Raw genomic sequence first — 21,227 nt, forward strand, 5'->3', positions numbered from 1 at the left:
GTTTGTTTTGAATTCCGGGGTGTTGGACATGGCATAGACGATGCCGCCGCGGCCCTCGAGATGGGTGACGAGAAGGTCCGAGGTTTCGGCAACGTGGTCGCGGTAGATGGGCGAGCCCTGCGTCGAGCGCACGCCTGCGACATTGACGAGGTCCTTGATCGGCACCGGCAGCCCCGCCAGCGTCCCACGCTCCGCCGCGGGCCGCGCCATGAGCCTTCGCGCATGCTGGCGCGCCCGCTCGAAGCAGAGCGTCGGCAGCGCGTTGACCGCCCCGTCCACCTCCCCGACCCTCCTTTCAAGCGCGTCGAGGCAGTCGAGCGGCGTGATCGCGCCGGCCTTCAGCTTCTCGACGATCTCCGTTGCGGCCATGCGGATCAGGTCGGTCATGCAATCTCCCCTCGAAAGCCATGATTGAAATCCGTTTGCCGCCGCCCCGTCAACGGGCGTAAAAGCCGGCCAGACATTCGCAAGGAGAACATCATGAACGCACCGGTCGCAGCCCCTGGCATGAACAAGCAGTGGGTGGAACGCCGTGCCAAGGCCGTGTCCCGCGGCATCAGCGCGGGCGCACCGGTCATCGCGGCACGCGCCGAGAACTCCGAGATCTGGGACGTCGAGGGCAACCGCTACATCGACTTCGGCGGCGGCATCGCGGTGGTCAACACCGGCCACCGCCACCCGCTGGTGATGAAGCGCGTCTATGAGCAGCTCGAGGCCTTCACCCACACCTGCGCCATGGTGATGCCCTATGCTCCCTTCATCGAGGTGTGCGAGAAGCTCAACGCCGTGGCTCCGATCTCGGGCGAGAAGAAGACCGCCCTCGTGACGACCGGCGCCGAGGCGGTCGAGAACGCCGTCAAGTTCGCCCGCGCCTACACCGGCCGCTCCGACGTCATCGCCTTCCAGGGTGGCTTCCATGGCCGCACGTTGCTCGGCATGTCGCTCACCGGCAAGGTCGTCCCCTACAAGGCCAAGTTCGGGCCGATGGCGCCCGGCATGTGGCACGTGCCCTTCCCCGTCGCGCACAAGGGTGTGACGGTCGAGGATTCGATCCATGCCATCGAGTGGCTGTTCAAGGCCGATGTCGAGCCGGCGCGTGTTGCCGCCATCATCATCGAGCCCGTGCAGGGCGAGGGCGGCTTCTACGTGGCGCCGAAGGAGCTGATGGTGAAGCTCCGCAAGCTCTGCGACGAGCACGGAATTCTCCTGATCGCCGACGAGATCCAGTCGGGTTTCGGCCGCACCGGCAAGTTCTTCGCCATGGAGCATTATGGCGTCGAGCCGGACCTCGTCACGGTGGCGAAGTCGCTCGCCGGCGGCTTCCCGCTCGCCGGCGTGGTCGGTCGCGCCAAGATCATGGACGCACCCGACCCGGGCGGCATCGGCGGCACCTATGCCGGTAACCCCATCGCCTGTGCCGCCGCCTTGGGCGTCTTCGACGCCTTCGAGCAGGAGAACCTGCTGGAGAAGGCCGAGAAGCAGGGCACGATGATCATGGAGCGCATGAAGTCCATCAAGGCCAAGGGCAAGGGCATGCCCATCGGCGATATCCGCGGCCTCGGCGCCATGTGCGCCTTCGAGCTCGTCACCCAGCATGGCGGCAACGAGCCGGATGCGGCGGGTGCGAAGGCGCTGGCCGCAAAGTGCCTCGAGCGGGGCCTCCTCATCCTCACCTGCGGCGTCTATGCCGACACGGTGCGCATGCTGACCCCGCTCACCGCCTCCGAGATGGTGCTGAAGGAAGGCCTCGACATCCTCGAGAGCGCCATCCTCGGCAATTGATACGCCGGCTAATTCCTTCTCCCGTTGCATGGCAATGGGAGAAGGTGCCCGAAGGGCGGATGAGGGCCTCTCTCCGCAAGCCAACCTGGCTGTTCCCATCAGCCGATCCGCTGATATAGTTCCCCGCCTGCAGGAGGAAATCAGAATGCCCTTGTCCAACATGGCCGTCCGCGACATCGAGACGGTGATCCACCCCTATACCAATCTCGCCCGCCACCGCGAGACGGGGCCTCTCATCCTCAACGAGGGCCGCGGCATCTACCTCTATGACGACCAGGGCAAGCGCTACATCGAGGGCATGGCGGGTCTGTGGTGCACCGCACTGGGCTACGGCAACCAGGAGATCGCCGAAGCGGGTGCGGAGGCACTGCGCAAGGTGTCCTTCACCCATGCCTTCAGCGGCAAGTCGCATGACGGCGTCATCGAGCTCTCGGAGAAGCTCAAGGAAATCGCCCCCTGTCCCGCCTCGAAGGTTCTGTTCGGTTCCTCGGGCTCCGAGGCCAACGACATGCAGATCAAGCTGTCCTGGTACTACAACAACGCCCGCGGCAAGCGGCAGAAGAAGAAGATCATCAGCCGCGTGCGCGCCTATCACGGCGTCACCATCGCCTCCGCCTCGCTGACCGGCCTCCCCTGGGTGCACAACGACTTCGACCTGCCGATCGCCAACATCCTGCACACCTCCTGCCCGCACTACTACCGCTTCGGCGCGGAGGGCGAGACGGAGGAGCAGTTCGCACAGAGGATGGCGCAGGATCTCGAGGAACTCATCATCCGCGAGGGGCCGGACACCATCGCCGCCTTCATCGGCGAGCCCATCATGGGGGCGGGCGGCGTGCTTGTTCCGCCCACCGGCTATTGGGAAAAGGTGAACGCAATTCTTGCCAAGTACGACATCCGCTTTATCGCCGACGAGGTGATCTGCGGTTTCGGGCGCACCGGCAACTGGTTCGGCACCACCACCCTCGGCATGACGCCGCACTCGATCTCCATGGCCAAGGCCATCACCTCCGCCTATTTCCCGCTTTCTGCCCTGACCATCGAGGAAGACCTGTACCAGGCCATGCTCGACGAGAGCCGCAAGCTCGGCACCTTCGGCCATGGCTACACCTATACCGCCCACCCGGTTGGCTGCGCCATCTCGCTGAAGACGATCGAGATCTACGAGCGCGAAAAGGTGATGGAGCACGCTGCGAAGATGAGCCCGCTCTTCCAGTCGCGCCTGAAGAAGCTCGCCGACCACCCGCTGGTGGGCGAGGCCCGTGGCATGGGCCTGATCGGTGCCGTCGAGCTCGTCGCCGACAAGGCCACGAAGCGGCCCTTCGACCCGAAGAAGATGGTGGGCGCCAACACCGTGAACGCCATGCAGGAACTTGGCCTCATCGTGCGCAACATCCAGGATTCGATCGCGCTCTGTCCGCCGCTCGTCATCACGACAGACGAGATCCACGAGATGTTCGACCTCTTCGAGAAGGGCCTCGACGCCATGGAGGCTTGGGCGCGCAAGGAAAACGCGAGGGCGGCATGATCGGCAGCGAGGAGGAGCTTCGCTCGAGGTTCGGCGAGGTTCACCCCCTCGCCATCGCCAAGGCGAGGCCGGCGCTCGACCGTTATTCGCGGCAGTTCATCGGCCTCTCGCCCTTCCTGGTGATCTCGACGGCGGATGCCCAAGGCAGGGCTGACTTGAGCCCGCGCGGCGATCCGCCGGGCTTCGTTCGTATCGTGGACGACCGCACCATCCTGATCCCGGACAGGCCCGGCAACAACCGGCTCGACACGATGGCGAACATCATGGCCAATCCCAACGTGGGCTGCCTGTTCTTCGTCCCCGGCTTCGAGGATACGCTGCGGCTCAACGGCAAGGCCAGCATCACGGATGACGCGGAACTCCTCAGGCCCTGCACGGTGAACGGGAAACCGCCAAGGCTGGGCATCCTCGTCGGCGTGGAGGAGGTCTTCCTCCATTGCGCCAAGGCCCTGAAGCGCTCGAAGCTGTGGGAGCCGGATTACCGCCAGGACAGGCGGCAGATGCCCTCGATCGCGCGCATCATCATGGAGCAGGCTTGCGACACCGGCGTGGACGAGCGCGAGGCTGCCCGGGCCGATGCCGAGGTGGAGGTCGACTACCGCACCGGCCTCTACTGAGGAAACGCCGGAGAGCTTGATCGAGGTCAATGAGTGGGGGAATCGCAACCCCTAGTGTCCGCCCATGGACACCAAGCTTCTCCCCTTCGCCATGCAGGACGTGCCGCGGTACACGAGCTACCCCACGGCCGTCCAGTTCCAGCCCGATTTCAAGGGCCCGACGGCCGATCAGTGGCTCGCCGCACTCGATCCGGAGGCCACGCTCTCGGTCTATGTTCACATTCCCTTCTGCCGCCAGCTCTGCTGGTACTGCGGCTGCCACACCTCGGTTCCCAACTCCTATGACCGCGCGGCGCGCTACGTCGAATACCTCGTCCGCGACATCAGGCGCAGTGCCGGGCGATTCAATGGAAGGAAGGGCAAGGTCGCGCATCTTCACTTCGGCGGCGGCACGCCCACTTATCTGGACGATCTCCACATCGCCGAGATCGTCGAGGCTGTGGACAAGGGCTTCGGTCTCGCCTCCGGCGGCGAGATGGCGCTCGAATCGGACCCGCGCACGCTGACACGGGAGCGCGCGCGCGTGCTCGCGGGCATGGGATTCAACCGCATCAGCTTCGGCGTGCAGGATTTCGCGACGCCGGTGCAGATGAAGATCAACCGCCTGCAGACCTATGGGCTGGTGGCGGCCGCGAACGACTTCCTGCGCGAGGCGGGTTTCTCCTCGGTGAACTTCGACCTGATGTACGGCCTCCCCGCCCAGACGGTGGAGAGCGTGGCGAGGACCGCGCAGCAGGCCGCCGGGCTGAAGCCAGACCGCATCTCGGTCTTCGGCTATGCCCACGTGCCGTGGTTCAAGAAGCACCAGAAGATGATCAGCGATGCCGAGCTACCCGGCATCACCGCGCGCTATGCCCAGGCCACCACCATCGAGCGGGAACTCGCCGCACACGGCTATGCTGCGATCGGCCTCGACCACTTCGCGCTCGGACATGACGAGTTGTCGAAGGCCGCGGCGAACGGCACGCTGCGCCGCAATTTCCAGGGCTACACCACGGACGTCTCCGACGCGCTGCTCGCCTTCGGCGCCTCTGCGATCGGGGAATTCCCGCAAGGCTTCGTGCAGTCGGCGCGCGACACGCTCGAATGGTCGCAGAAGATCGACCGCAACGAGAGCCCGGTGACGCGCGGCCTCGCCACGACGCCGGAAGACCGCATGCGCGCCGATGTCATCGAGCGCCTGATGTGCGATCTGGCGGTCGACCCGGCGGCGATCGCCCACCGCCACGGCTTCCCGGCCTCGGTCTTCGAGGACGCCGCGCAGAAGCTCGCGCCCGCGGTGGCGGCGGGCATCGCCGAGGTCTCCGGAACCCGCATCAGCGTGCCCGCGAAGCACCGGCTCTTCCTGCGCACCGTCGCCTCCGCCTTCGACGCGCATTTCGTCTCCGCCCCCAACCGCCACGCCAAGGCCGTGTGAGACCCAAGGGGCAAGCCCGCTCGGGCATTCAGCTCAGCAGATAGGGCACCGTTCCGGCAACGTCGGTATCATCAACGACGTAGAACTGGCTGACTGAGCCGGCGCGCCGCGCGGAAGCGAAGGCAGCATAGTCCGGGTCTTCGATGAAGGTCCTTACCTCCGCGGCCGAAGGGAACGCGAGGATTCCGATGACCGTCGAATCGGGGCGCTCACCTTCGATTGCGGTGATGTTGGCGCTGCGGGCGAGATATCTTCCGCCATGCCGGTGAACGATCTCGTGAACGCGCTCGGCGTAGGCCGGAATCCAGCTGTCGTCCGTGACCCGGACATGGGCAATCAGATAGACCGTCATTGCATTGCTCCCGTTCGATGCGGTGAAACGCGATGGGTGTGCATTGAAGTTCACGTCTTCATGCTGTCCAGCCCCCTGCGAAGGGTAGGATCTGGCCCACGAGAAAGTCGCTCTCGTTGCTGGCGAGGTACAGCGCCAGCAAGGCGCTCTCCCTTCCCTTCGCCATGCGGCCAAGCGGAATCTCCGGGAGACGCTGCGTAAGGTCCGCGAGCTTGCCCTGGGGAACCGATGTGGGGTTCTCCACGAGGAACTGAGCCATGAGGTTCACGTGCACATTGAGCGGCGCCAGTTCGATACCGAGACTTCTGACATAGGACACTTGCGCACCGCGGGCAGCGCTGTAGGCCGAACGGTTGTTGGTACCGCGGATGGCATTCGCGCTGCCCATGACCACGATCTTGCCTGAGCCGCGAGAGCGCATTTGCGGCAGAACCGCATGGCAGAGACGGTACATCGGATGAACCATCGTATCGAACATCACTTGCCAGAGGTCTTCGGTGGTATCCGGTTCAAGGATGATGCGTGGATCAGGTGCAATCAGATTGACGATGAGAATGTCGACCTCTCCGGCTTCGCGGATAGCTTCCGCGGCAGCGTGTTCTGGCGTGAGGTCGCGCTCGTCCGCCTTGATCACGCCGCCCTCTTCGGCAAAGAGTTCCCGGATGGCAGGCCCCATGAATTCATGTGCCCTGCTGATGAAGACCTGCTTACCCTGGATGCGGCCGGGCATTATGCGTCTCCTCTTGTGCTCCCGTCTGGGCTCGAGAGAATGCACTGCAAGGCTGGCTCGATCACGCTAGGCGTGAACCCAGCCACCTGAGTATGCGAAGACCTGCCCGGAGATGAAGTCGCTTTCCGGGCCCGAGAGAAACAGAACGAATTCGGCGGCTTCGCGGCCGGTCGCTACCCGGCCGGCCGGCACAGCCTTAAGTTCCTCGGCCAGTCTCTCGCTGCTCAGCCGCTCGGGAGGAAAATAGGTGGGATTCTCCACATAGATCTGACCCGTCGCATTCACCTGAACATTGCAGGGGGCAACCTCGATCCCGACATTGCGGACATAGGCATGTTGGGCTCCGCGAGCCGATCCGTAGCAACTGCGGTTGGGAGTTCCGCGCAGCGCCGAAGCACTGCCGATGACCACGATCTTTCCCGATTGCCTCTCGATCATCTGAGGAAGGACGGCGCGGACGAGCCGATGCGTGGGATGCACGATCTTCCTGTAGACCGCATCCCATTGCTCGTCGCTGGTCTCGTGCGCCAGGGCGCGCGGATTGGGAATGGACAGATTGATGATGAGGACATCGACGTGGCCGGCAGCACGGATCGCCTTCTCGGCCTCAGCGGGCTCGGACAGGTCCCGCCGGTCTTCGACAACGACTGCTCCCTCTTCTCGGAACAGCTGCGCGATGGCGGGGCCCATGAAGTCGTCGGCCTCTGTCACCACTGCGCGCCGTCCGCTGAGGTATCCTCCCATCGCGCTCTCCTAGGCCACCCAGCCGCCCGCCAGGGGAAATACTTGGCCAACGAAGAAATCGCTGCGGGGTCCGGCCAGGAAGACAGCGAGCGCAGCACTCTCCCATCCTTCCGCGAGCCGCCCCACCGGCACCTCCTCGAGGCGTTTCGTGAACTCCGGTCTCGTTGTTTCCTCCCGTGGATAGGAGGTGGGATTGGAGACGAAGTTCTGGGCAATCGCATTGATCTGCACGTTGTGCGGGGCGGCTTCGACGCCGGCCGATTTCACGTAGGCGATCTGCGCACCGCGTGCCGCCGAGTATGCCGCACGTGGGGCGGAGCCGCGGAGCGCATTGGCGCTTCCCATCACGACGATCTTGCCGGAGCGCCGGGCAATCATCTGGGGAAGCACGGCACGCACCAGGCTATGGAGCGGGTGAACCATGGCCTCGAACAGAGCCTTCCACTGTTCGTCCGTCGTGTCGGTCACGGAAGAGCGGGGATTCCGGAGCATGAGGTTGGCGACGAGGACGTCCACGTGCCCGGCCTCGTCGATCAGGGCATCTGCGGCCGATGGATCACGCAGGTCGCGGTCGTCACTGAATACGACTGCGCCGTGCGCCGAGAGGCGCTCGACAAGGGCAGGTCCCATGAAGTCGTTGGCCTGGGTGACGATGGCGCGCTTGCCCTTCAGGCTGGGGCCGGCAACCGCCGGAGCTGTCACGGCCCGCCTCAATGCAGATTCCGGCTGACGAACTCGAATGCCTTTCGTGCGAGGGCATCCTCGGTGTCGTAGGCCTTGCGCCACACCTTGACCAGCGGGATGAGTTCCTGGACCGCCGTGCCGAAGGCCTCGACAACGAGGTCGCCTTCATATCCAAGCTTCTTCAGGGCGCCGAACGCCGCCGGCCAGTTGACCATTCCGGTCCCCAGGGAGCCTCGGTGGCTCTCCGAGATATGGACGTGATTCACCAGCCCGCCGTATCTCGCCAGCGTCGCCTCGAAGCCCTCGTCCTCGATGTTGGCATGGTGAGTGTCGAAGAGTATGCCGACATTGCCGGCCCCCACGTCCTTGACGAAGCGAGCGGTATCGGCAGTCGTGTTCAGCAGGTAACACTCGAAACGGTTCAGGAATTCGAGCGAGAGGGATACGCCATGCCGCTTCGCATAAGCGGCAACCTCTCCCGTGACCTCAACCGAACGCTCCCATTCGGCCTGCGTAGGACCAGCACCACTATGGACGCCGAAACCCGAATGGATCGGGCCGACCACCTTCCTCGCGCCGAGCGCAAGAGCGCAATCGACGGATCGCTTGCCGTTTTCGATTGCCGCCCGCCTTATCGTTGGATCGGGGGAAACGGGATTGTCGTCGGCACCGCGTGCGGAGAGCAATGTCCGGGCCAATCCGAGCTCGTCGAGAATTGGAGCAAGGGCAGCGCATTTTTCGGGCTCGCCGTGGAATGCCGGGATTTCGACCAGCTCGTATCCCATGTTCTTCAGCGATTCCAGGAGCGGCCGATGTGCCTGCTGCGGTTCCGCAGTCCAGAGAAGCAGGTTTATGCCCAACATTGCATCCCCCTCCGATCCGGCGTCCATGCTGGATCGTGGCCAAGTATAACCGATTGTGCCGATGCGGGAGCGGGACATGCAAGGCTGAATGGGGCTTGTTCGAAAGTGAACTGCCGGTTGGGCTCAGTCTTCACCGGATAGAGGCTTGCGGTTTTCCGCGATGAACTTTGCCAGGTTTGCCGCAATGTCTCGCGCCACCGGCAGCCGCCCGATATCGTCATGGACGAGGAGATAGATGTCCTCCGCCAGTTCGGCGATGGGCGGCGTCACCCGGACGAGGGCTGGTTCGCGATCACCGAGGATGCAAGGCAGAAGCGACAGGCCCAAACCCTCCCTGACGGCTGCAAGGCGCAGATAGACCTCGCCGAGCCGCGCCGTGATGACAGCGCCTCGCTCGGCAGCGAAGTTGTCGAACCACTGCCTTTGAGGCGGCGGGCGATTGTCGCTGAGGCCGATGCATTGAAGCGGCTCTTGAACCGACTTGCGGGAACTGCTCCGCTTCGAACCGTAAACGGCGAAGCCAAGCACACCGAGCTTTCTGCCCTTGACGGGGCCATTCTCGGGCGGGCGGCGAAGGCGGAGAGCCATGTCGCTTTCCTTCCGCAGGAAGTCAGCCCTGTCGCGAGAGGCCTGGATGTCGAGGGCAAAGCCGGGGCAAGACGGTGTGAGCCTGCGCAGGTTTTCAGCGAGAAGCATGGAGAGGGTCGTCGTGGTGGTCAGCCTGATCACTCTTGAGCCCTCCGCCTCCCGCTCCGTCAGTTGAGTGACCTCCGCTATTGAAGCGCTGACGGGATCGAGAAGCTTGCCGATGCGAAGCGCAAGCGGAGTCGCCTCCACTCCTGACGACAGCCGGAAGAACAGGGGAGCCTTTATCCGGGCCTCAAGTGCCCTGATGCGACGGCCGATGGTCGGCTGGCTGATGCCGGACTCCGCGGCAGCACGCGTCAGGCTTCCGGCGCGGAGCACCGCCAGGAGGATTTGCAGGTCGTTCCAGTCTGGCGCCCTGGCCGGTGTCATGCGTCGAGCACCACCGCCGGGAGGCCCGCGCAACCGACGACCACGCGAGCAGCTATCACGAGTTTCGCGTGTTACTGCTTGGCCGGGTCATTCCACATGTCGCGATGCAGCTTCCATGCACCATCGACGTTTTTCCAGACGACGAGATACTTCACCTTGGCCGTCGTCTTGTTGCCGTCGGAGGCTTTCACGTCGAAGCTGGCCTCGCCGCTCTCGAAGGCCATCGGGCCGTGCGACTCCACTTCCGTCGCGCGGAGCTGGAGGTTCGAAAGGCCCATGTCGGCACCGGCCTTCCAATAGGCGGCGATGCCGCTCCGCCCGCTCACGACTGCTTCGCCCGGCGGAAGAAGCATGCCGTCCTCCGTGTAGAGTGCTGCAACCGCTGCCGTGTCGCCCCGGTTGAAGGCTGCCGAGAACTCCGCATTGACCGCTTCGATGGCGGCGCGGACATCCTCGTCCCCGTTGGCAAGAGACGCCAATGGCCAGGCGAGGATGAATGAAAGCACGAGAAGGATCCTGCGGATGCCGTCCATGGTAAGCACCTCCTCCTTGTTGAGACTCATGACTTCCGTCATGTCCGCTGAGACGCGGGCACGAACCGGAAAGGCGCAAAGCTGAAAACGAAGGAAAGGGACTTCGTCACACTAGCAGAAACATGCATGAATTCAAGGATGCCGGAGACCGGCACCCCTCCGGCCGATATTCAGAGCCCCGCGAGCGCCTGTGCGAGATCGGCGATCAGGTCGTCCACGTGCTCGATTCCCACGGAAATCCGGACGAGGTTGTCGGGCACCGGGCTCGCCGGCCCTTCCACCGTCTTGCGGTGCTCGGCAAGACTCTCCACGCCGCCCAGCGACGTGGCTGGCACGATTACCTTGAGCCTGGTGCAGACCCGCTTCGCATCCTCGAAGCCGCCCTTCACGAGGAACGACATCATGCCGCCGAAACCGTCCGTCATCTGACGAACAGCGATTGCATGCCCGGGATGCGAGGCGAGCCCCGGATAGAGCACGCGCTCGAGCTTCGGGTGATGTTCGAAATGCCGCGCGATCGTGAGCGCATTGGCGGAGGCCTGCCGGTAGCGCAGGAACAGCGTGCGCATGCCACGCATCAGCAGGAAGCATTCGAGCGGTGCGAGCGGTGCGCCGATCTTGGTGCGCAGCATCGCGATGTCCCTCCAGCGCCCGGTCTGCTCGCGCGTCACCAGCACACCGGCGAGCACGTCCGAATGGCCGTTCAGATACTTCGTCGCCGAATGGAAGACGATGTCGGCGCCGAGCTTCAGCGGCTGCGTCGTAACGGCTCCGGTTGCCGTGGCGTCGACGGCGAGGATCGCGCCCGCCTCATGCGCCGTGCGGGCCGCCGCCGCGATGTCGATCACGTCCCAAGTAGGGTTGAGCGGCGTCTCGATCCAGACGAGGTCGGTCCCTCCTGCCCGCACCGCCGCCTCCAGCGCTCCGGGCCGCGAGGGTTCGAACAGGCTGAGACGGATGCGCCCGAGCGCCTCGAGCCGCTTCAGCCAGTCCCGCGTGCCGTAATACATGACGTCCGGCGCCACCACATGCGCCCCTGCCGGCACGGTTTCGAGAAGCGTTGTGATCGCCGCCATGCCGGAGGCGAAGAGAAGTGCGGAGCTTCCGCACTCGAGGGCGGCGATCGCCTCCTCCGCCTGCCACAGGGTGGGATTGCCGTTCCGGACGTAATTCTCGCGAAGCTTCGGAATGTAGTTCCCGTCCCGCGCATAGGTGGAGGAGGTGTGGATCGGCGGCACCACCGCGCCCGTCGTCTCGTCGACGGCGCGCAGGGCATGGGCCGCGATCGTCTCGGGCCGCAGGCCCTGCTCAGACATGCTGCCCGCCATTGATGTGGAGCTCGGCGCCGTTCACGTAGCTCGAGGAATCCGTGCACAGGAAATAGATGGCCCTGGCCACCTCCTCAGGCTGGCCGAGCCTCCTCTGCGGGATCTGCGCCACGAGCTTCTCGGTGCCCGGAGAGAGGATCGAGGTTTCGATCTCGCCGGGCGAGATGGCGTTGACGCGCACCTCGTATGGGCCGAAATCCGCCGCCATCTCCCGCGTCAGCGCCGCCAGCGCCGCCTTGGAGGTGGAATAGGCGGCGCCCGCGAAGGGGTGAACGCGCGAGCCCGCGATCGAGGTGACGTTCACCACAGCCCCTTTCGCCGCCACCAGCTCGTCCATCAACCCGCGCGCCAGCATGATGGGTGCGAAGAAATTGATCTGGAACACCGTCTTCCAGTCCTCCTCCGAGGTCTCGATGCTGTTGAGCCTTCCGCCACCCGGCTTCTTCGGGCTGATCGCGGCGTTGTTGACCAGCGCGTGGAGCTTCGAGCCCTGCGCCTTCAGCCTCTCTTTCATCTGGGCGATGGCGGCGTGGGTGTCGGTCGAGGAGGCGAGATCGAGCACGATGTGATCCTCCGGCCCCGCATCCCACGGGCAGTCCTCCGGAAAGGGCTGGCGCGAGCAGGTGATGACGCGCCACCCGGCGGTGGAGAAGCGCTTCACCGTTGCATGGCCGATGCCGCGCGAGGCGCCGGTGAGGATGAGGGTCTTTCTGTCGGCCTCGGGGGTCGCGGTCATGGGTAGAGCCTCGCCTTGGTCCAGCCGCCCGCCACATCCGGCCGCCGGAAGACGACGCGGTCGTGGAGCCGGAAGGGCCGGTCATGCCAGAATTCCATCGCGAGCGGCCTGATGCGGAAGCCCGACCAGTAGCTGGGCCGCGGCACCTCGCCGATCGCGTATTTCGCGGTGGTGAGCGCCACCGCGGTTTCGAGCGCGAAGCGGCTCTCGAGGGGGCGCGACTGTTGCGAGGCCCACGCGCCGATGCGGCTGTCGCGCGGGCGCGAGGCGAAATACTGATCCGCCTCCTCCTTCGAAACCTCCTCGACGATGCCCCGCACCCGAACCTGCCGGCGCAGCGACTTCCAGTGGAAGCAGATCGCCGCCTTCATCGTGCCAAGGATCTCCTGTCCCTTCTGGCTCTCGAAATTGGTGTAGAACACGAAGCCGCGCTCGTCATAGCCCTTGAGCAGCACCATGCGCACATTGGGCAGGCCCTCTTCGTCCACCGTCGCCAGCGCCATGGCATTGGGATCGTTCGGCTCGGAAGATTCCGCCTCCCTCAGCCACTCCCCGAACAGGTTGAACGGGTCGTTGCGTTCGGTGAAGCCCACCGAAGCGGTGAGTTTCGAGATGTCGCTCAGTGTCATGTGCAGTTCTCCCGGGTGTTGAAACCCCGGTCCTCGGTGAAGCCGGAGATGCTTATGCCACCCGTCCCGACTACGGATCAACCTCCGGGGCAGACCAGCGGCCATGCCGTGCTTGAGGTTCGCCCATCACCGCCTTGGCCGTTTTCTTTCCTGTGGACCTCTCAACCGACTTGTGTCAATTAACCCGCCGCCGGGAACCACCCGGCTGCTTCTTTCTCGGGCGGGCAATGATGAGCGATTTCAAAGGTTTAATGGCGGGCAAGCGCGGCCTCATCATGGGGGTCGCCAACAACCGGTCCATTGCCTGGGGCATCGCCAGGTCCTGCGCGGCGCATGGCGCCGAACTCGCCTTCACCTATCAGGGCGATGCGCTGCGAAAGCGGGTGGAGCCGCTTGCCACCGAGGCCGGTTCGAACATCGTGGTGCCCTGCGACGTCACCGACATGGCCTCGGTGGACGCGACCTTCGAAACCATTGCGAAGCAGTGGGGTTCGCTCGACTTCCTCGTTCACGCCATTGCCTTCTCCGACAAGGACGAGCTCACCGGCCGCTACGTCGACACGACGCCGGACAACTTCACCAAGACCATGTTCATCAGCGTCTACTCCTTCACGGCGGTTGCCCAGCGCGCCGAGAAGCTGATGAGCAACGGCGGCTCGCTCCTGACACTCACCTATTACGGCGCCGAGAAGTGGATGCCGCATTACAACGTGATGGGTGTCGCCAAGGCGGGCCTCGAAGCGTCCGTGCGCTACATGGCTGCCGACCTAGGCCCCAAGGCGATCCGCGTCAACGCCATCTCGGCGGGGCCCATCAAGACGCTCGCCGCCTCCGGCATCGGCGACTTCCGCTACATCCTGCGCTGGAACGAATACAATTCGCCGCTGCGCCGCACCGTGACCATCGACGAGGTGGGCGATTCGGGCCTCTATCTCCTGTCGGACCTGGGCCGCGGCGTCACCGGCGAAATCCTCCATGTCGATGCGGGCTACCATATCGTCGGCATGAAGAATCCGGACGCGCCGGACATCACGGTGAACGGCAACGGTGAGTAAGTCGCGGCCGCCCATCTGCTTCGTCCGCCACGGCGAGACGGACTGGAATGTCCAGGGCCTGATCCAGGGCTGGACGGATACGCCGCTCAACGCCCGGGGCCACATCCAGGCGCGCGCCGTGGCACAGGCGCTGCGGGCGAGCCCGGAATTCTCCGGCGATTGCGCTTTCGTGGTGAGCCCGCTGCTGCGCGCCCGACAGACCATGGCGCATATCGCCGAGGCGCTCGACGTCGCCCCGCGGCACATTGCCGTCGATCCCGCCGTCAAGGAACTGGGCTTCGGCGTGTGGGAGGGCAAGCCCTTCTGGGAACTGAAGTCTTCTCCCGTGTATCCCGCCCACCCGGAGGACCGCTATTTCTGGCGGCCCGAGCGCGGGGAGAGCTACGAGGACGGCCAGGCCCGCATCGAAGACTGGCTCGGCACCCTCGACCGCCCGACGGTGGTGGTGGCCCATGGCGCCATCGGCCGCTGCCTCGTTGCCGGGATCGCGGGCCTGCCGCACCGCGAGCTGGTGGAACTCACCATGCACCAGGGCTACTATTGCAGGCTCGAGCCCGGCAGGGCGGAGTGGTTTGACGCGAAGGCCGATGCGGCTTAGTTAAGCCACATGTCGCACAACACCTTCGGCCACCTGTTCCGCGTCACGACCTTCGGTGAAAGCCACGGCCCCGCCATCGGCTGCATCGTGGACGGCTGCCCGCCCGGCATTCCGCTCACCGCCGAAGACATCCAGTCCTTCCTCGACAAGCGCCGTCCCGGCCAATCGCGCTTCACCACGCAACGCCAGGAACCCGACCAGGTGAAGATCCTCTCCGGCGTTTTCGCGGACGAGCGCACCGGCGGCCCGGTGACGACCGGCACCCCCATCATGCTGATGATCGAGAATCTCGACCAGCGCTCCAAGGATTATGCCGAGATCCGCGACAAGTACCGGCCGGGCCACGCCGACTACACCTATCAGGCGAAATACGGCGTTCGCGACTACCGCGGCGGCGGGCGCTCTTCGGCGCGCGAGACGGCGGCCCGCGTGGCTGCCGGCGCCCTCGCCCGCAAGATCATCCCGCATGTGACGATCCGCGGCGCCCTGATCCAGATGGGCCCGCACCGGATCGACCGCACCAACTGGGACTGGACGGAGGTGGACCGCAATCCCTTCTTCACGCCGGATGCCGCGGCCGCGAAATTCTATGCCGAGTATCTGGACAGCGTGCGGAAGTCCGGCTCTTCCATTGGCGCCATCATCGAGGTCACGGCGAGCGGCGTCCCCGCCGGCTGGGGAGCGCCCGTCTACGGCAAGCTCGACCAGGACCTCGCCGCCGCCATGATGAGCATCAATGCGGTGAAGGGCGTGGAGATCGGGGCAGGCTTCGAATCCGCAACGTTCTCGGGCGAACAGAACGCCGACGAGATCCGCATGCGCCACGGCAGGCCGGAATTCCTGTCGAACCACGCGGGCGGGATCCTGGGCGGCATCTCCACGGGCCAGGACGTGGTGGTGCGCTTCGCGGTCAAGCCCACATCCTCGATCCTCAGTACACGCAAGAGCATCACCTCGTCGGGCGAGGAGACGGACGTGATGACGAAGGGCCGCCACGACCCCTGCGTCGGCATCCGGGCGGTTCCCGTTGGCGAGGCGATGATGGCGATCGTTCTCGCCGATCATTTCCTCCGGCACCGGGGCCAGGTGGGATAACAGATTCACGATGTCAATCAGCAGCAGGCACGTGTCCCTCCTTTAGCCTGTAATAGGAATAAAAGTCAAGGACTATTTGCCTATTGCCGCCCGGTATCCTTCACCGCACCGATCAGGAACTCCCGGTTCCCGTCTCCGCCCTCGACGGGTGAATCGGTGATTCCCAGCACCCGCCAGCCTTCGCCGCGCAGGAATTCCGCGATCTCCCGGCACACGCGCGCGTGCTCATGGGGGTCGCTTACCATCCCGCCCTTTCCCACGGCCTCGCGGCCCGCCTCGAACTGCGGCTTGATCAGCGCCACCAGCGCCGCGCCTGGCTGCGCGAGAGCAAGCGCCTTCGGCAGCGCCAGCCTCAGCGAGATGAAGCTCACGTCGCACACGATGAGATCGACCGGCCCCGTCACGTGCGCCGATGAGAGATCGCGCGCATTGAGGCCCTCGATCAGGGTGAGGCGGGGGTCCTCGACCTTCATCTGCCCGTGGCCGACGTCGACCGCCGTCACATGCGCGGCGCCTTGCTCGAGCAGCACCTGCGTGAAGCCGCCCGTCGAGGCGCCGATGTCGAGGCACATCCTGCCGCGCGCCTCGATGCCGAAATGCGAAAGACCGTGCTTCAGCTTGAGCGCCGCGCGGGAGACGTAGTGCCGGGCCTCGTCCTGCAATGAGATGTTGCTGCCTTCGCCCACGCTCTGCGACGGCTTCGTTGCCTTCTCGCCATCGACGAGAACGGTTCCCCGCAGCACCGCGTCCCGCGCCCGTGAGCGGGAGGGATAAAGCCCCCGGGCGACCAGCGCCTCGTCCAGCCGCTGCCTAGCCGACATCCAGGGGTTCGGTGCCCGATGCCGTGCCGTCGGGCTTCAGCGTGATCTTCTCGATCCGCGCCTCGGCATCCTTCAAGAGCTGCTCGCAGTGCTTCTTCAGCGCCTCGCCCCGCTCGTAGATGGCGATCGACTGTTCGAGGTCGACCTTGCCCGATTCGAGCCGCGTCACGATCTGCTCGAGCTCGGCCAAGGCCTTCTCGAAGGGAAGCCCGGCAATGTCCGCGTGATCCGCCATCAGAGTTCGTCCTCGTCTTCTTCCATGTCGGGAGCTTCGAATTCTGCGTTTCCGCGCATCAGCGCCTGCACGTGGATGCCCGCCGAGGCTGCGAGCCCCTGCAGGTCATAGCCGCCTTCCAGCACGGAGACGACACGGCCGCCGCAATGGATCTCCGCCGCCTCCATCAGCCGCAGCGTGACCCAGGCGAAGTCCTCCTCGGTGAGCTGCAGGCTGCCCAACGGGTCGCGGTGGTGGGCGTCGAAGCCGGCCGAGATGATCACCAGGTCCGGCCCGAAGGCATCGAGTGCGGGCAGGATCACAGAGCTCATCGCCTCGCGGAACTGCTCGCTGCCGTCTCCCGCTCTCAGCGGCGCGTTGAAGATGTTGCCCACCCCCGTCTCCTGCACCGAGCCGGTGCCGGGATAGAGCGGCATCTGGTGCGTCGAGCCATAGAACATGTTGGCGTCCGACCAGAAGATGTCCTGCGTGCCGTTGCCGTGGTGGACGTCGAAGTCGACGACCGCCACGCGCTCGGCGTCATAGGCATGCCGCGCGTAATGCGCCGCCACCGCGGCCTGGTTGAAGAAGCAGAAGCCCATGGCGCGGCGTGTCTCGGCGTGGTGCCCGGGCGGTCTCAGCGCACAAAAGGCATTCTCGGCCTCCGCGCGGAATACGGCATCGACCGCCGCCGTGGCGGCACCCACCGCGCGGAGCGCCGCCTCGAGCGTGCCGGGTGACATGGCGGTGTCGGGATCGAGATATTCGAAGCCCTCGGTCGGCGACATGGCGCGCACCCGCTCGAGATGCTCATAGGCATGGGCGCGGAGAATGTCCTCGTCGCGGCCGAGGGGCGCCTCGCGCCGCTCGAGGTCGCGGAAATGCTCGCTTGAGAGAATCTGGTTCACGGCCCTGATGCGGTCGATCCGCTCGGGATGACCGTTCGGTGTCACGTGGCGGAGCGAAGCCGGGTGCGTGAAGAGCAATGTCGTCATGGCCCCGTTCTAGCCGCTTCGCGCCGCAACTGCTATAGAGCCGCACATGACAGCCCACAACGACATCGCGGCCGCGGCACAAGCCCTGCGGGAGGGCAAGCTGGTGGCCTTTCCCACCGAGACCGTCTACGGCCTCGGGGCCGATGCCACCAACGACGAGGCGGTGGCCCGCGTCTATGCCGCCAAGGGCAGGCCCTCCTTCAACCCGCTGATCGTGCATGTGGCGAGCCCCGAGGCCGCCTTCGCGCTGGGAGAGTTCAGCCCGGAAGCCAAGGCGCTGGCCAAGGCCTTCTGGCCGGGCCCGCTCAGCATCGTGGTGCCGCGCAGGCCCGGATGCCCCGTCTCGCTGCTCGCCAGTTCGGGGCTCGAGAGCATCGCGCTCCGGGTGCCCGCCCATTCGGTGGCGCTCGAACTGCTCAAGGCCGCGGCGCGGCCCATCGTGGCGCCGAGCGCCAATCCGTCCGGCAAGATCAGCCCCACCACGGCGGAGCACGTGCGGCGGCACCTGAAGGACAAGGTCGCGATGGTGCTCGATGGCGGACGCTGCAAGGTGGGCGTGGAATCGAGCGTGATGAGCTTCCTCGGCGATGGTCCGAAGCTCCTCCGCCACGGCGGCATCCCCAGGCAGGAGATCGAGAGGCTGCTGGGCCACCCGGTCGCGGTCCTCCCTCATGCGGCGAGGCCGCACGCGCCGGGCCAGCTCCTCAGCCATTATGCACCCCACGCGGAGCTGCGCCTCAATGCGGAAGCCCCGCGCGAAGGTGAAGCCTATCTGGGTTTCGGTCCTCTTCATGCGCATGGGCCCTGGACCCTTTCCGCCAGGGGGGACCTGGTGGAGGCAGCCGCCAATCTCTTTCGCCTGCTGCACGAGATCGACGCCACCGAGGTGACGCGAATCGCCGTGGCCCCGGTGCCGCATCACGGCCTCGGCGAGGCGATCAACGACCGGCTGATGCGCGCCGCAGCGCCCCGGGACCCCGCATGACGCACAGGCCCTCTTCCGCAACGCTCGACCGGCTTGCCGCCGTGGTGGGCTCGAAATACGCGATCCGCGAGCCTGCCGCGATGGATGGCTACATGCGAGAAATGCGGCAGATCTGGCATGGCCGCTCGCCGCTCATCCTGAGGCCCGCCTCCACGGAGGAAGTCTCGCGCATTCTCGCCATTGCCAATGAGACGGGAACGGCGATCGTGCCGCAGGCGGGCAATACCGGGCTCTGCGGCGGCCAGATTCCGACGGAGGATGGCCGCGAGGTGGTGCTCTCTCTCGAGCGCATGACGCGCATCCGCGCCATCGACCCCGCCAACAGCACGATCACGGCGGAAGCCGGATGCGTCCTGCAATCCGTGCAGGAGGCGGCAGAGGCGGCGGACAGGCTGTTCCCGCTGAGCCTCGCTTCGCAAGGCTCCTGCCGGATCGGCGGCAATCTTTCCACCAATGCGGGGGGCCTCAACGTCATCGCCTATGGCAACGCCCGCGATCTCTGCCTCGGCCTCGAAGTGGTGCTTGCCGACGGCCGCGTCTGGGATGGCCTCAAGGGCCTGCGGAAGGACAATACGGGTTACGATCTGAAGAACCTCTTCATCGGCGCGGAGGGAACGCTCGGCGTCATCACCGCCGCGGTTCTGAAGCTGTTTCCGAAGCCGAAGAGCTGGGAAACGGCTGTCATTGCACTGCCGTCGCCGCAGGCCGCCATCGACCTCCTGGGCCTGGCGCAGGCGATGAGCGGCAATCGCGTATCGGCTTTCGAGCTCATCGCGGCACTGGCGCTCGAGATCACCATCCGCCACAAGGGTGTGCGCCGCCCGCTCGCCTCTTCCGCCCCATGGTACGTGCTGGCGGAACTCGTCGACGCGGTGCCCGGCGCCATGGCAGCGCTGCTCGAGGCCGCAATGGAAAAGGGCCTGGTGAGCGATGCGGTGATCGCACAGTCCGCCGCGCAGCGCGCCGAACTCTGGGCCGCCCGCGAAATGATCTCGGAAGCGCAGAAGCCCGAAGGCGGCTCGATCAAGCACGACATATCGGTGCCCGTCTCGAGGGTGCCGCAGTTCCTGAAGGAAGCGGATGACGCCGTTTCACGCTTCATGCCGGGGGTACGCTTCATTTCCTTCGGCCACTTGGGCGACGGCAACATCCACTACAACGTCGCCCAGCCTCCCGGCATGGACAAGGCGAAGTTCCTCGACAGCTGGCACCAGATGAACGACGTGGTCTTTGCCGTCGTGGCCAAGCTCGGCGGTTCGATCAGCGCAGAGCATGGGATCGGGCGGCTGAAGGCTCACCGCATGCCGGAGATCAAGTCCCCGGTGGAATTGAGCCTGATGCGCCAGCTGAAGACGATGTTCGACCCCCGGGGCATCCTCAATCCAGGCCGCGTGCTGCCCGAATGAACGACTTTCGCGAGATCGAGGACGCCGACGTCGGTTCGGCGGTCGCGCTGTGGGAGGCCTGCGGCCTGACGCGGCCGTGGAACGATCCCCTGAGGGACATCGCCTTCGCTCGCGACAGCGCGACCTCCGCCGTTCTCGTCCATCACCGCGAGGGGCGTGTCGCGGCGAGCGTCATGGTCGGTCACGACGGCCACCGCGGCATGCTCTATTACGTGGCCGTGGAACCTCGACTGCAGGGACAGGGGCTCGGCAAGGAGGCCGTGCGCGCCGCGGAAGCCTGGCTCCGGCAGCGGGGCGTATGGAAGGTGAACCTGCTCGTGAGGGCGGAGAACGCCGCGGTGAAGGGCTTCTACGAAGCGCTGGGTTACGAGGTGAACCCGGTGCTGTGCATGGCCCGCAAGATCGTGGCCGAATGATCAGAACAGGCTGAGCTGGTCTGGCTTCGCAGGCGCAGGGCGCGGCTGCGGCGCGCGGGGGATCGCCGTTCTTTCGAGCGTGAAGCTCTCGTCGGGAGCGGGACGGATGAGGCGGGCAGCATCCTCCGCTTCGCCGGTGAGCCAGGTCTCGTGATCCTCCGGCGCGATGATGACCGGCATGCGGTCATGGATCGCGGAGAGCTCTCGGTTGGGGGCGATGGTCATCAGCGCGGCGGTTTCGATCTCGGAGCCGTCCGCCCCCATCCAGTGCTCCCACAGCCCCGCCAGGGCGAAGAGGCCCCTCTCCTTCCGCTGGATGAAATACGGCGTCTTCCGCCCCTCCTCGCCCGACCATTCGTAATAACCGTCCGCCGGCACGAGGCAGCGCCGGCGCCGCATCGCGTTGCGGAAGGAGGGCTTCTCCAGCACCGTCTCGCCGCGCGCGTTGATGAGCGGCTTTCCCGGCTTCACCTCCTTCACCCAGGCGGGGATGAAGCCCCAGCGCACGAGAGCGAAGCGGCGCGCACCGTTTTCCATGCGGATGATGGCGATGGGCTGGCCAGGCGCCACATGGGCGCGCGGCGGAAAGTCGGGTTCGTCCACATGCTGGAACAGCGCCCGGATTTCCCCGGGGCTTCGGGTCAGGCTATAAAGTCCGCACATGGGGCGGAGATTAACCTCT

The 21,227-nt window shown here is 65.5% G+C and carries 25 protein-coding genes; 10 read left to right on the top strand and 15 right to left on the bottom strand.

Annotation, left to right across the window (positions count from 1 at the left end):
• Nucleotides 1-387, bottom strand: a 387-nt coding sequence (locus ACK4HL_RS17100) for an amidase family protein (RefSeq protein ID WP_409762803.1), incomplete at its 3' end; no start/stop codon positions are given.
• A 93-nt stretch (nt 388-480) separates the two neighbouring features.
• Here ACK4HL_RS17100 and gabT point away from each other — a divergent pair.
• The 4 genes from gabT (at nt 481) to hemN (ending at nt 5,344) form a co-directional block, all read left to right on the top strand.
• Complete coding sequence (gabT, locus tag ACK4HL_RS17105; RefSeq protein WP_409762806.1) at nt 481-1,782, top strand: 4-aminobutyrate--2-oxoglutarate transaminase; 1,302 nt, start codon at nt 481-483, stop codon at nt 1,780-1,782.
• Nucleotides 1,783-1,927: 145 nt separating this feature from the next.
• A complete protein-coding gene (locus ACK4HL_RS17110) occupies nt 1,928-3,310 on the top strand; it encodes an aminotransferase (protein ID WP_409762809.1) in 1,383 nt (460 codons plus the stop codon).
• Entirely contained in the window at nt 3,307-3,927 is a 621-nt protein-coding gene (locus ACK4HL_RS17115) for a pyridoxamine 5'-phosphate oxidase family protein (protein ID WP_409762812.1), read from the top strand. The genes ACK4HL_RS17110 and ACK4HL_RS17115 overlap by 4 nt, the downstream gene beginning before the upstream one ends.
• A gap of 64 nt (nt 3,928-3,991) precedes the next feature.
• A complete protein-coding gene (gene hemN / locus ACK4HL_RS17120; RefSeq protein WP_409762814.1) occupies nt 3,992-5,344 on the top strand; it encodes an oxygen-independent coproporphyrinogen III oxidase in 1,353 nt (450 codons plus the stop codon).
• 28 nt (nt 5,345-5,372) lie between these two features.
• Here hemN and ACK4HL_RS17125 read toward each other — a convergent pair whose 3' ends face one another.
• The 10 genes from ACK4HL_RS17125 to pdxH all read right to left on the bottom strand — a co-directional run bounded on the left by ACK4HL_RS17125 (nt 5,373) and on the right by pdxH (nt 12,960).
• Nucleotides 5,373-5,696 (bottom strand): DUF1330 domain-containing protein, encoded by a 324-nt coding sequence (locus ACK4HL_RS17125; RefSeq protein ID WP_409762818.1) that lies wholly within the window; start codon nt 5,694-5,696, stop codon nt 5,373-5,375.
• Between the two features lie 58 nt (nt 5,697-5,754).
• The gene (locus ACK4HL_RS17130) at nt 5,755-6,426 is read right to left on the bottom strand and encodes an SDR family NAD(P)-dependent oxidoreductase (protein ID WP_409762821.1); all 672 of its coding nucleotides are present in this window, start codon (nt 6,424-6,426) and stop codon (nt 5,755-5,757) included.
• A gap of 66 nt (nt 6,427-6,492) precedes the next feature.
• Nucleotides 6,493-7,170 (bottom strand): SDR family NAD(P)-dependent oxidoreductase, encoded by a 678-nt coding sequence (locus tag ACK4HL_RS17135; protein WP_409762824.1) that lies wholly within the window; start codon nt 7,168-7,170, stop codon nt 6,493-6,495.
• Between the two features lie 9 nt (nt 7,171-7,179).
• A complete protein-coding gene (locus ACK4HL_RS17140; RefSeq protein WP_409762827.1) occupies nt 7,180-7,872 on the bottom strand; it encodes an SDR family oxidoreductase in 693 nt (230 codons plus the stop codon).
• An 8-nt stretch (nt 7,873-7,880) separates the two neighbouring features.
• The gene (locus tag ACK4HL_RS17145; protein WP_409762830.1) at nt 7,881-8,717 is read right to left on the bottom strand and encodes a sugar phosphate isomerase/epimerase family protein; all 837 of its coding nucleotides are present in this window, start codon (nt 8,715-8,717) and stop codon (nt 7,881-7,883) included.
• 123 nt (nt 8,718-8,840) lie between these two features.
• Nucleotides 8,841-9,734, bottom strand: a complete 894-nt coding sequence (locus ACK4HL_RS17150) for a LysR family transcriptional regulator (RefSeq protein ID WP_409762832.1) — start codon at nt 9,732-9,734, stop codon at nt 8,841-8,843.
• A gap of 71 nt (nt 9,735-9,805) precedes the next feature.
• A complete protein-coding gene (locus tag ACK4HL_RS17155; protein ID WP_409762835.1) occupies nt 9,806-10,297 on the bottom strand; it encodes a YybH family protein in 492 nt (163 codons plus the stop codon).
• Between the two features lie 140 nt (nt 10,298-10,437).
• On the bottom strand, nt 10,438-11,583 hold the full coding sequence (locus tag ACK4HL_RS17160) for a trans-sulfuration enzyme family protein (protein WP_409762838.1): 1,146 nt from the start codon (nt 11,581-11,583) through the stop codon (nt 10,438-10,440).
• Nucleotides 11,576-12,331 (bottom strand): SDR family oxidoreductase, encoded by a 756-nt coding sequence (locus tag ACK4HL_RS17165; RefSeq protein WP_409762841.1) that lies wholly within the window; start codon nt 12,329-12,331, stop codon nt 11,576-11,578. Before ACK4HL_RS17165 ends, ACK4HL_RS17160 begins: the two co-directional genes overlap by 8 nt.
• Nucleotides 12,328-12,960: a pyridoxamine 5'-phosphate oxidase gene (gene pdxH / locus ACK4HL_RS17170; RefSeq protein ID WP_409762844.1), complete on the bottom strand. Its 633-nt coding sequence runs from the start codon at nt 12,958-12,960 to the stop codon at nt 12,328-12,330. Before pdxH ends, ACK4HL_RS17165 begins: the two co-directional genes overlap by 4 nt.
• Before the next feature lie 230 nt (nt 12,961-13,190).
• Between pdxH and fabI the strand changes: the two genes are divergently transcribed.
• Genes fabI through aroC form a run of 3 tightly spaced genes read left to right on the top strand, consistent with a single transcriptional unit; the run spans nt 13,191 to nt 15,708 of the window.
• Nucleotides 13,191-14,015 carry an enoyl-ACP reductase FabI gene (gene fabI / locus ACK4HL_RS17175; RefSeq protein WP_409762847.1) on the top strand — a complete coding sequence of 275 codons (825 nt, stop codon included), beginning with the start codon at nt 13,191-13,193 and terminating at the stop codon, nt 14,013-14,015.
• On the top strand, nt 14,008-14,613 hold the full coding sequence (locus tag ACK4HL_RS17180; protein ID WP_409762850.1) for a histidine phosphatase family protein: 606 nt from the start codon (nt 14,008-14,010) through the stop codon (nt 14,611-14,613). Before fabI ends, ACK4HL_RS17180 begins: the two co-directional genes overlap by 8 nt.
• Nucleotides 14,614-14,622: 9 nt before the next feature.
• The gene (aroC, locus tag ACK4HL_RS17185; protein ID WP_409762853.1) at nt 14,623-15,708 is read left to right on the top strand and encodes a chorismate synthase; all 1,086 of its coding nucleotides are present in this window, start codon (nt 14,623-14,625) and stop codon (nt 15,706-15,708) included.
• 80 nt (nt 15,709-15,788) lie between these two features.
• Here the strand turns inward: aroC and ACK4HL_RS17190 are convergent, their stop codons facing one another.
• Genes ACK4HL_RS17190 through ACK4HL_RS17200 form a run of 3 tightly spaced genes read right to left on the bottom strand, consistent with a single transcriptional unit; the run spans nt 15,789 to nt 17,738 of the window.
• Complete coding sequence (locus ACK4HL_RS17190) at nt 15,789-16,529, bottom strand: TlyA family RNA methyltransferase (RefSeq protein WP_409762856.1); 741 nt, start codon at nt 16,527-16,529, stop codon at nt 15,789-15,791.
• Nucleotides 16,519-16,764 carry an exodeoxyribonuclease VII small subunit gene (locus tag ACK4HL_RS17195; protein ID WP_409762859.1) on the bottom strand — a complete coding sequence of 82 codons (246 nt, stop codon included), beginning with the start codon at nt 16,762-16,764 and terminating at the stop codon, nt 16,519-16,521. The genes ACK4HL_RS17190 and ACK4HL_RS17195 overlap by 11 nt, the downstream gene beginning before the upstream one ends.
• Nucleotides 16,764-17,738 (bottom strand): histone deacetylase family protein, encoded by a 975-nt coding sequence (locus ACK4HL_RS17200; RefSeq protein ID WP_409762862.1) that lies wholly within the window; start codon nt 17,736-17,738, stop codon nt 16,764-16,766. The genes ACK4HL_RS17195 and ACK4HL_RS17200 overlap by 1 nt, the downstream gene beginning before the upstream one ends.
• Before the next feature lie 46 nt (nt 17,739-17,784).
• Between ACK4HL_RS17200 and ACK4HL_RS17205 the strand changes: the two genes are divergently transcribed.
• The 3 genes from ACK4HL_RS17205 to ACK4HL_RS17215 are packed head-to-tail and all read left to right on the top strand — an operon-like array spanning nt 17,785 to nt 20,545.
• Nucleotides 17,785-18,723, top strand: coding sequence for an L-threonylcarbamoyladenylate synthase (locus ACK4HL_RS17205; protein WP_409762864.1), 939 nt, complete (start codon nt 17,785-17,787; stop codon nt 18,721-18,723).
• Nucleotides 18,720-20,129, top strand: a complete 1,410-nt coding sequence (locus tag ACK4HL_RS17210; protein ID WP_409762867.1) for an FAD-binding oxidoreductase — start codon at nt 18,720-18,722, stop codon at nt 20,127-20,129. The genes ACK4HL_RS17205 and ACK4HL_RS17210 overlap by 4 nt, the downstream gene beginning before the upstream one ends.
• On the top strand, nt 20,126-20,545 hold the full coding sequence (locus ACK4HL_RS17215; RefSeq protein WP_409762870.1) for a GNAT family acetyltransferase: 420 nt from the start codon (nt 20,126-20,128) through the stop codon (nt 20,543-20,545). Before ACK4HL_RS17210 ends, ACK4HL_RS17215 begins: the two co-directional genes overlap by 4 nt.
• Here ACK4HL_RS17215 and ACK4HL_RS17220 read toward each other — a convergent pair whose 3' ends face one another.
• Nucleotides 20,546-21,208: an SOS response-associated peptidase gene (locus ACK4HL_RS17220; protein ID WP_409762873.1), complete on the bottom strand. Its 663-nt coding sequence runs from the start codon at nt 21,206-21,208 to the stop codon at nt 20,546-20,548.
• Nucleotides 21,209-21,227: the final 19 nt, after the last annotated feature.

The sequence above is a fragment of the Aestuariivirga sp. genome (genome assembly GCF_046294715.1).
Classification (GTDB): domain Bacteria; phylum Pseudomonadota; class Alphaproteobacteria; order Rhizobiales; family Aestuariivirgaceae; genus Aestuariivirga.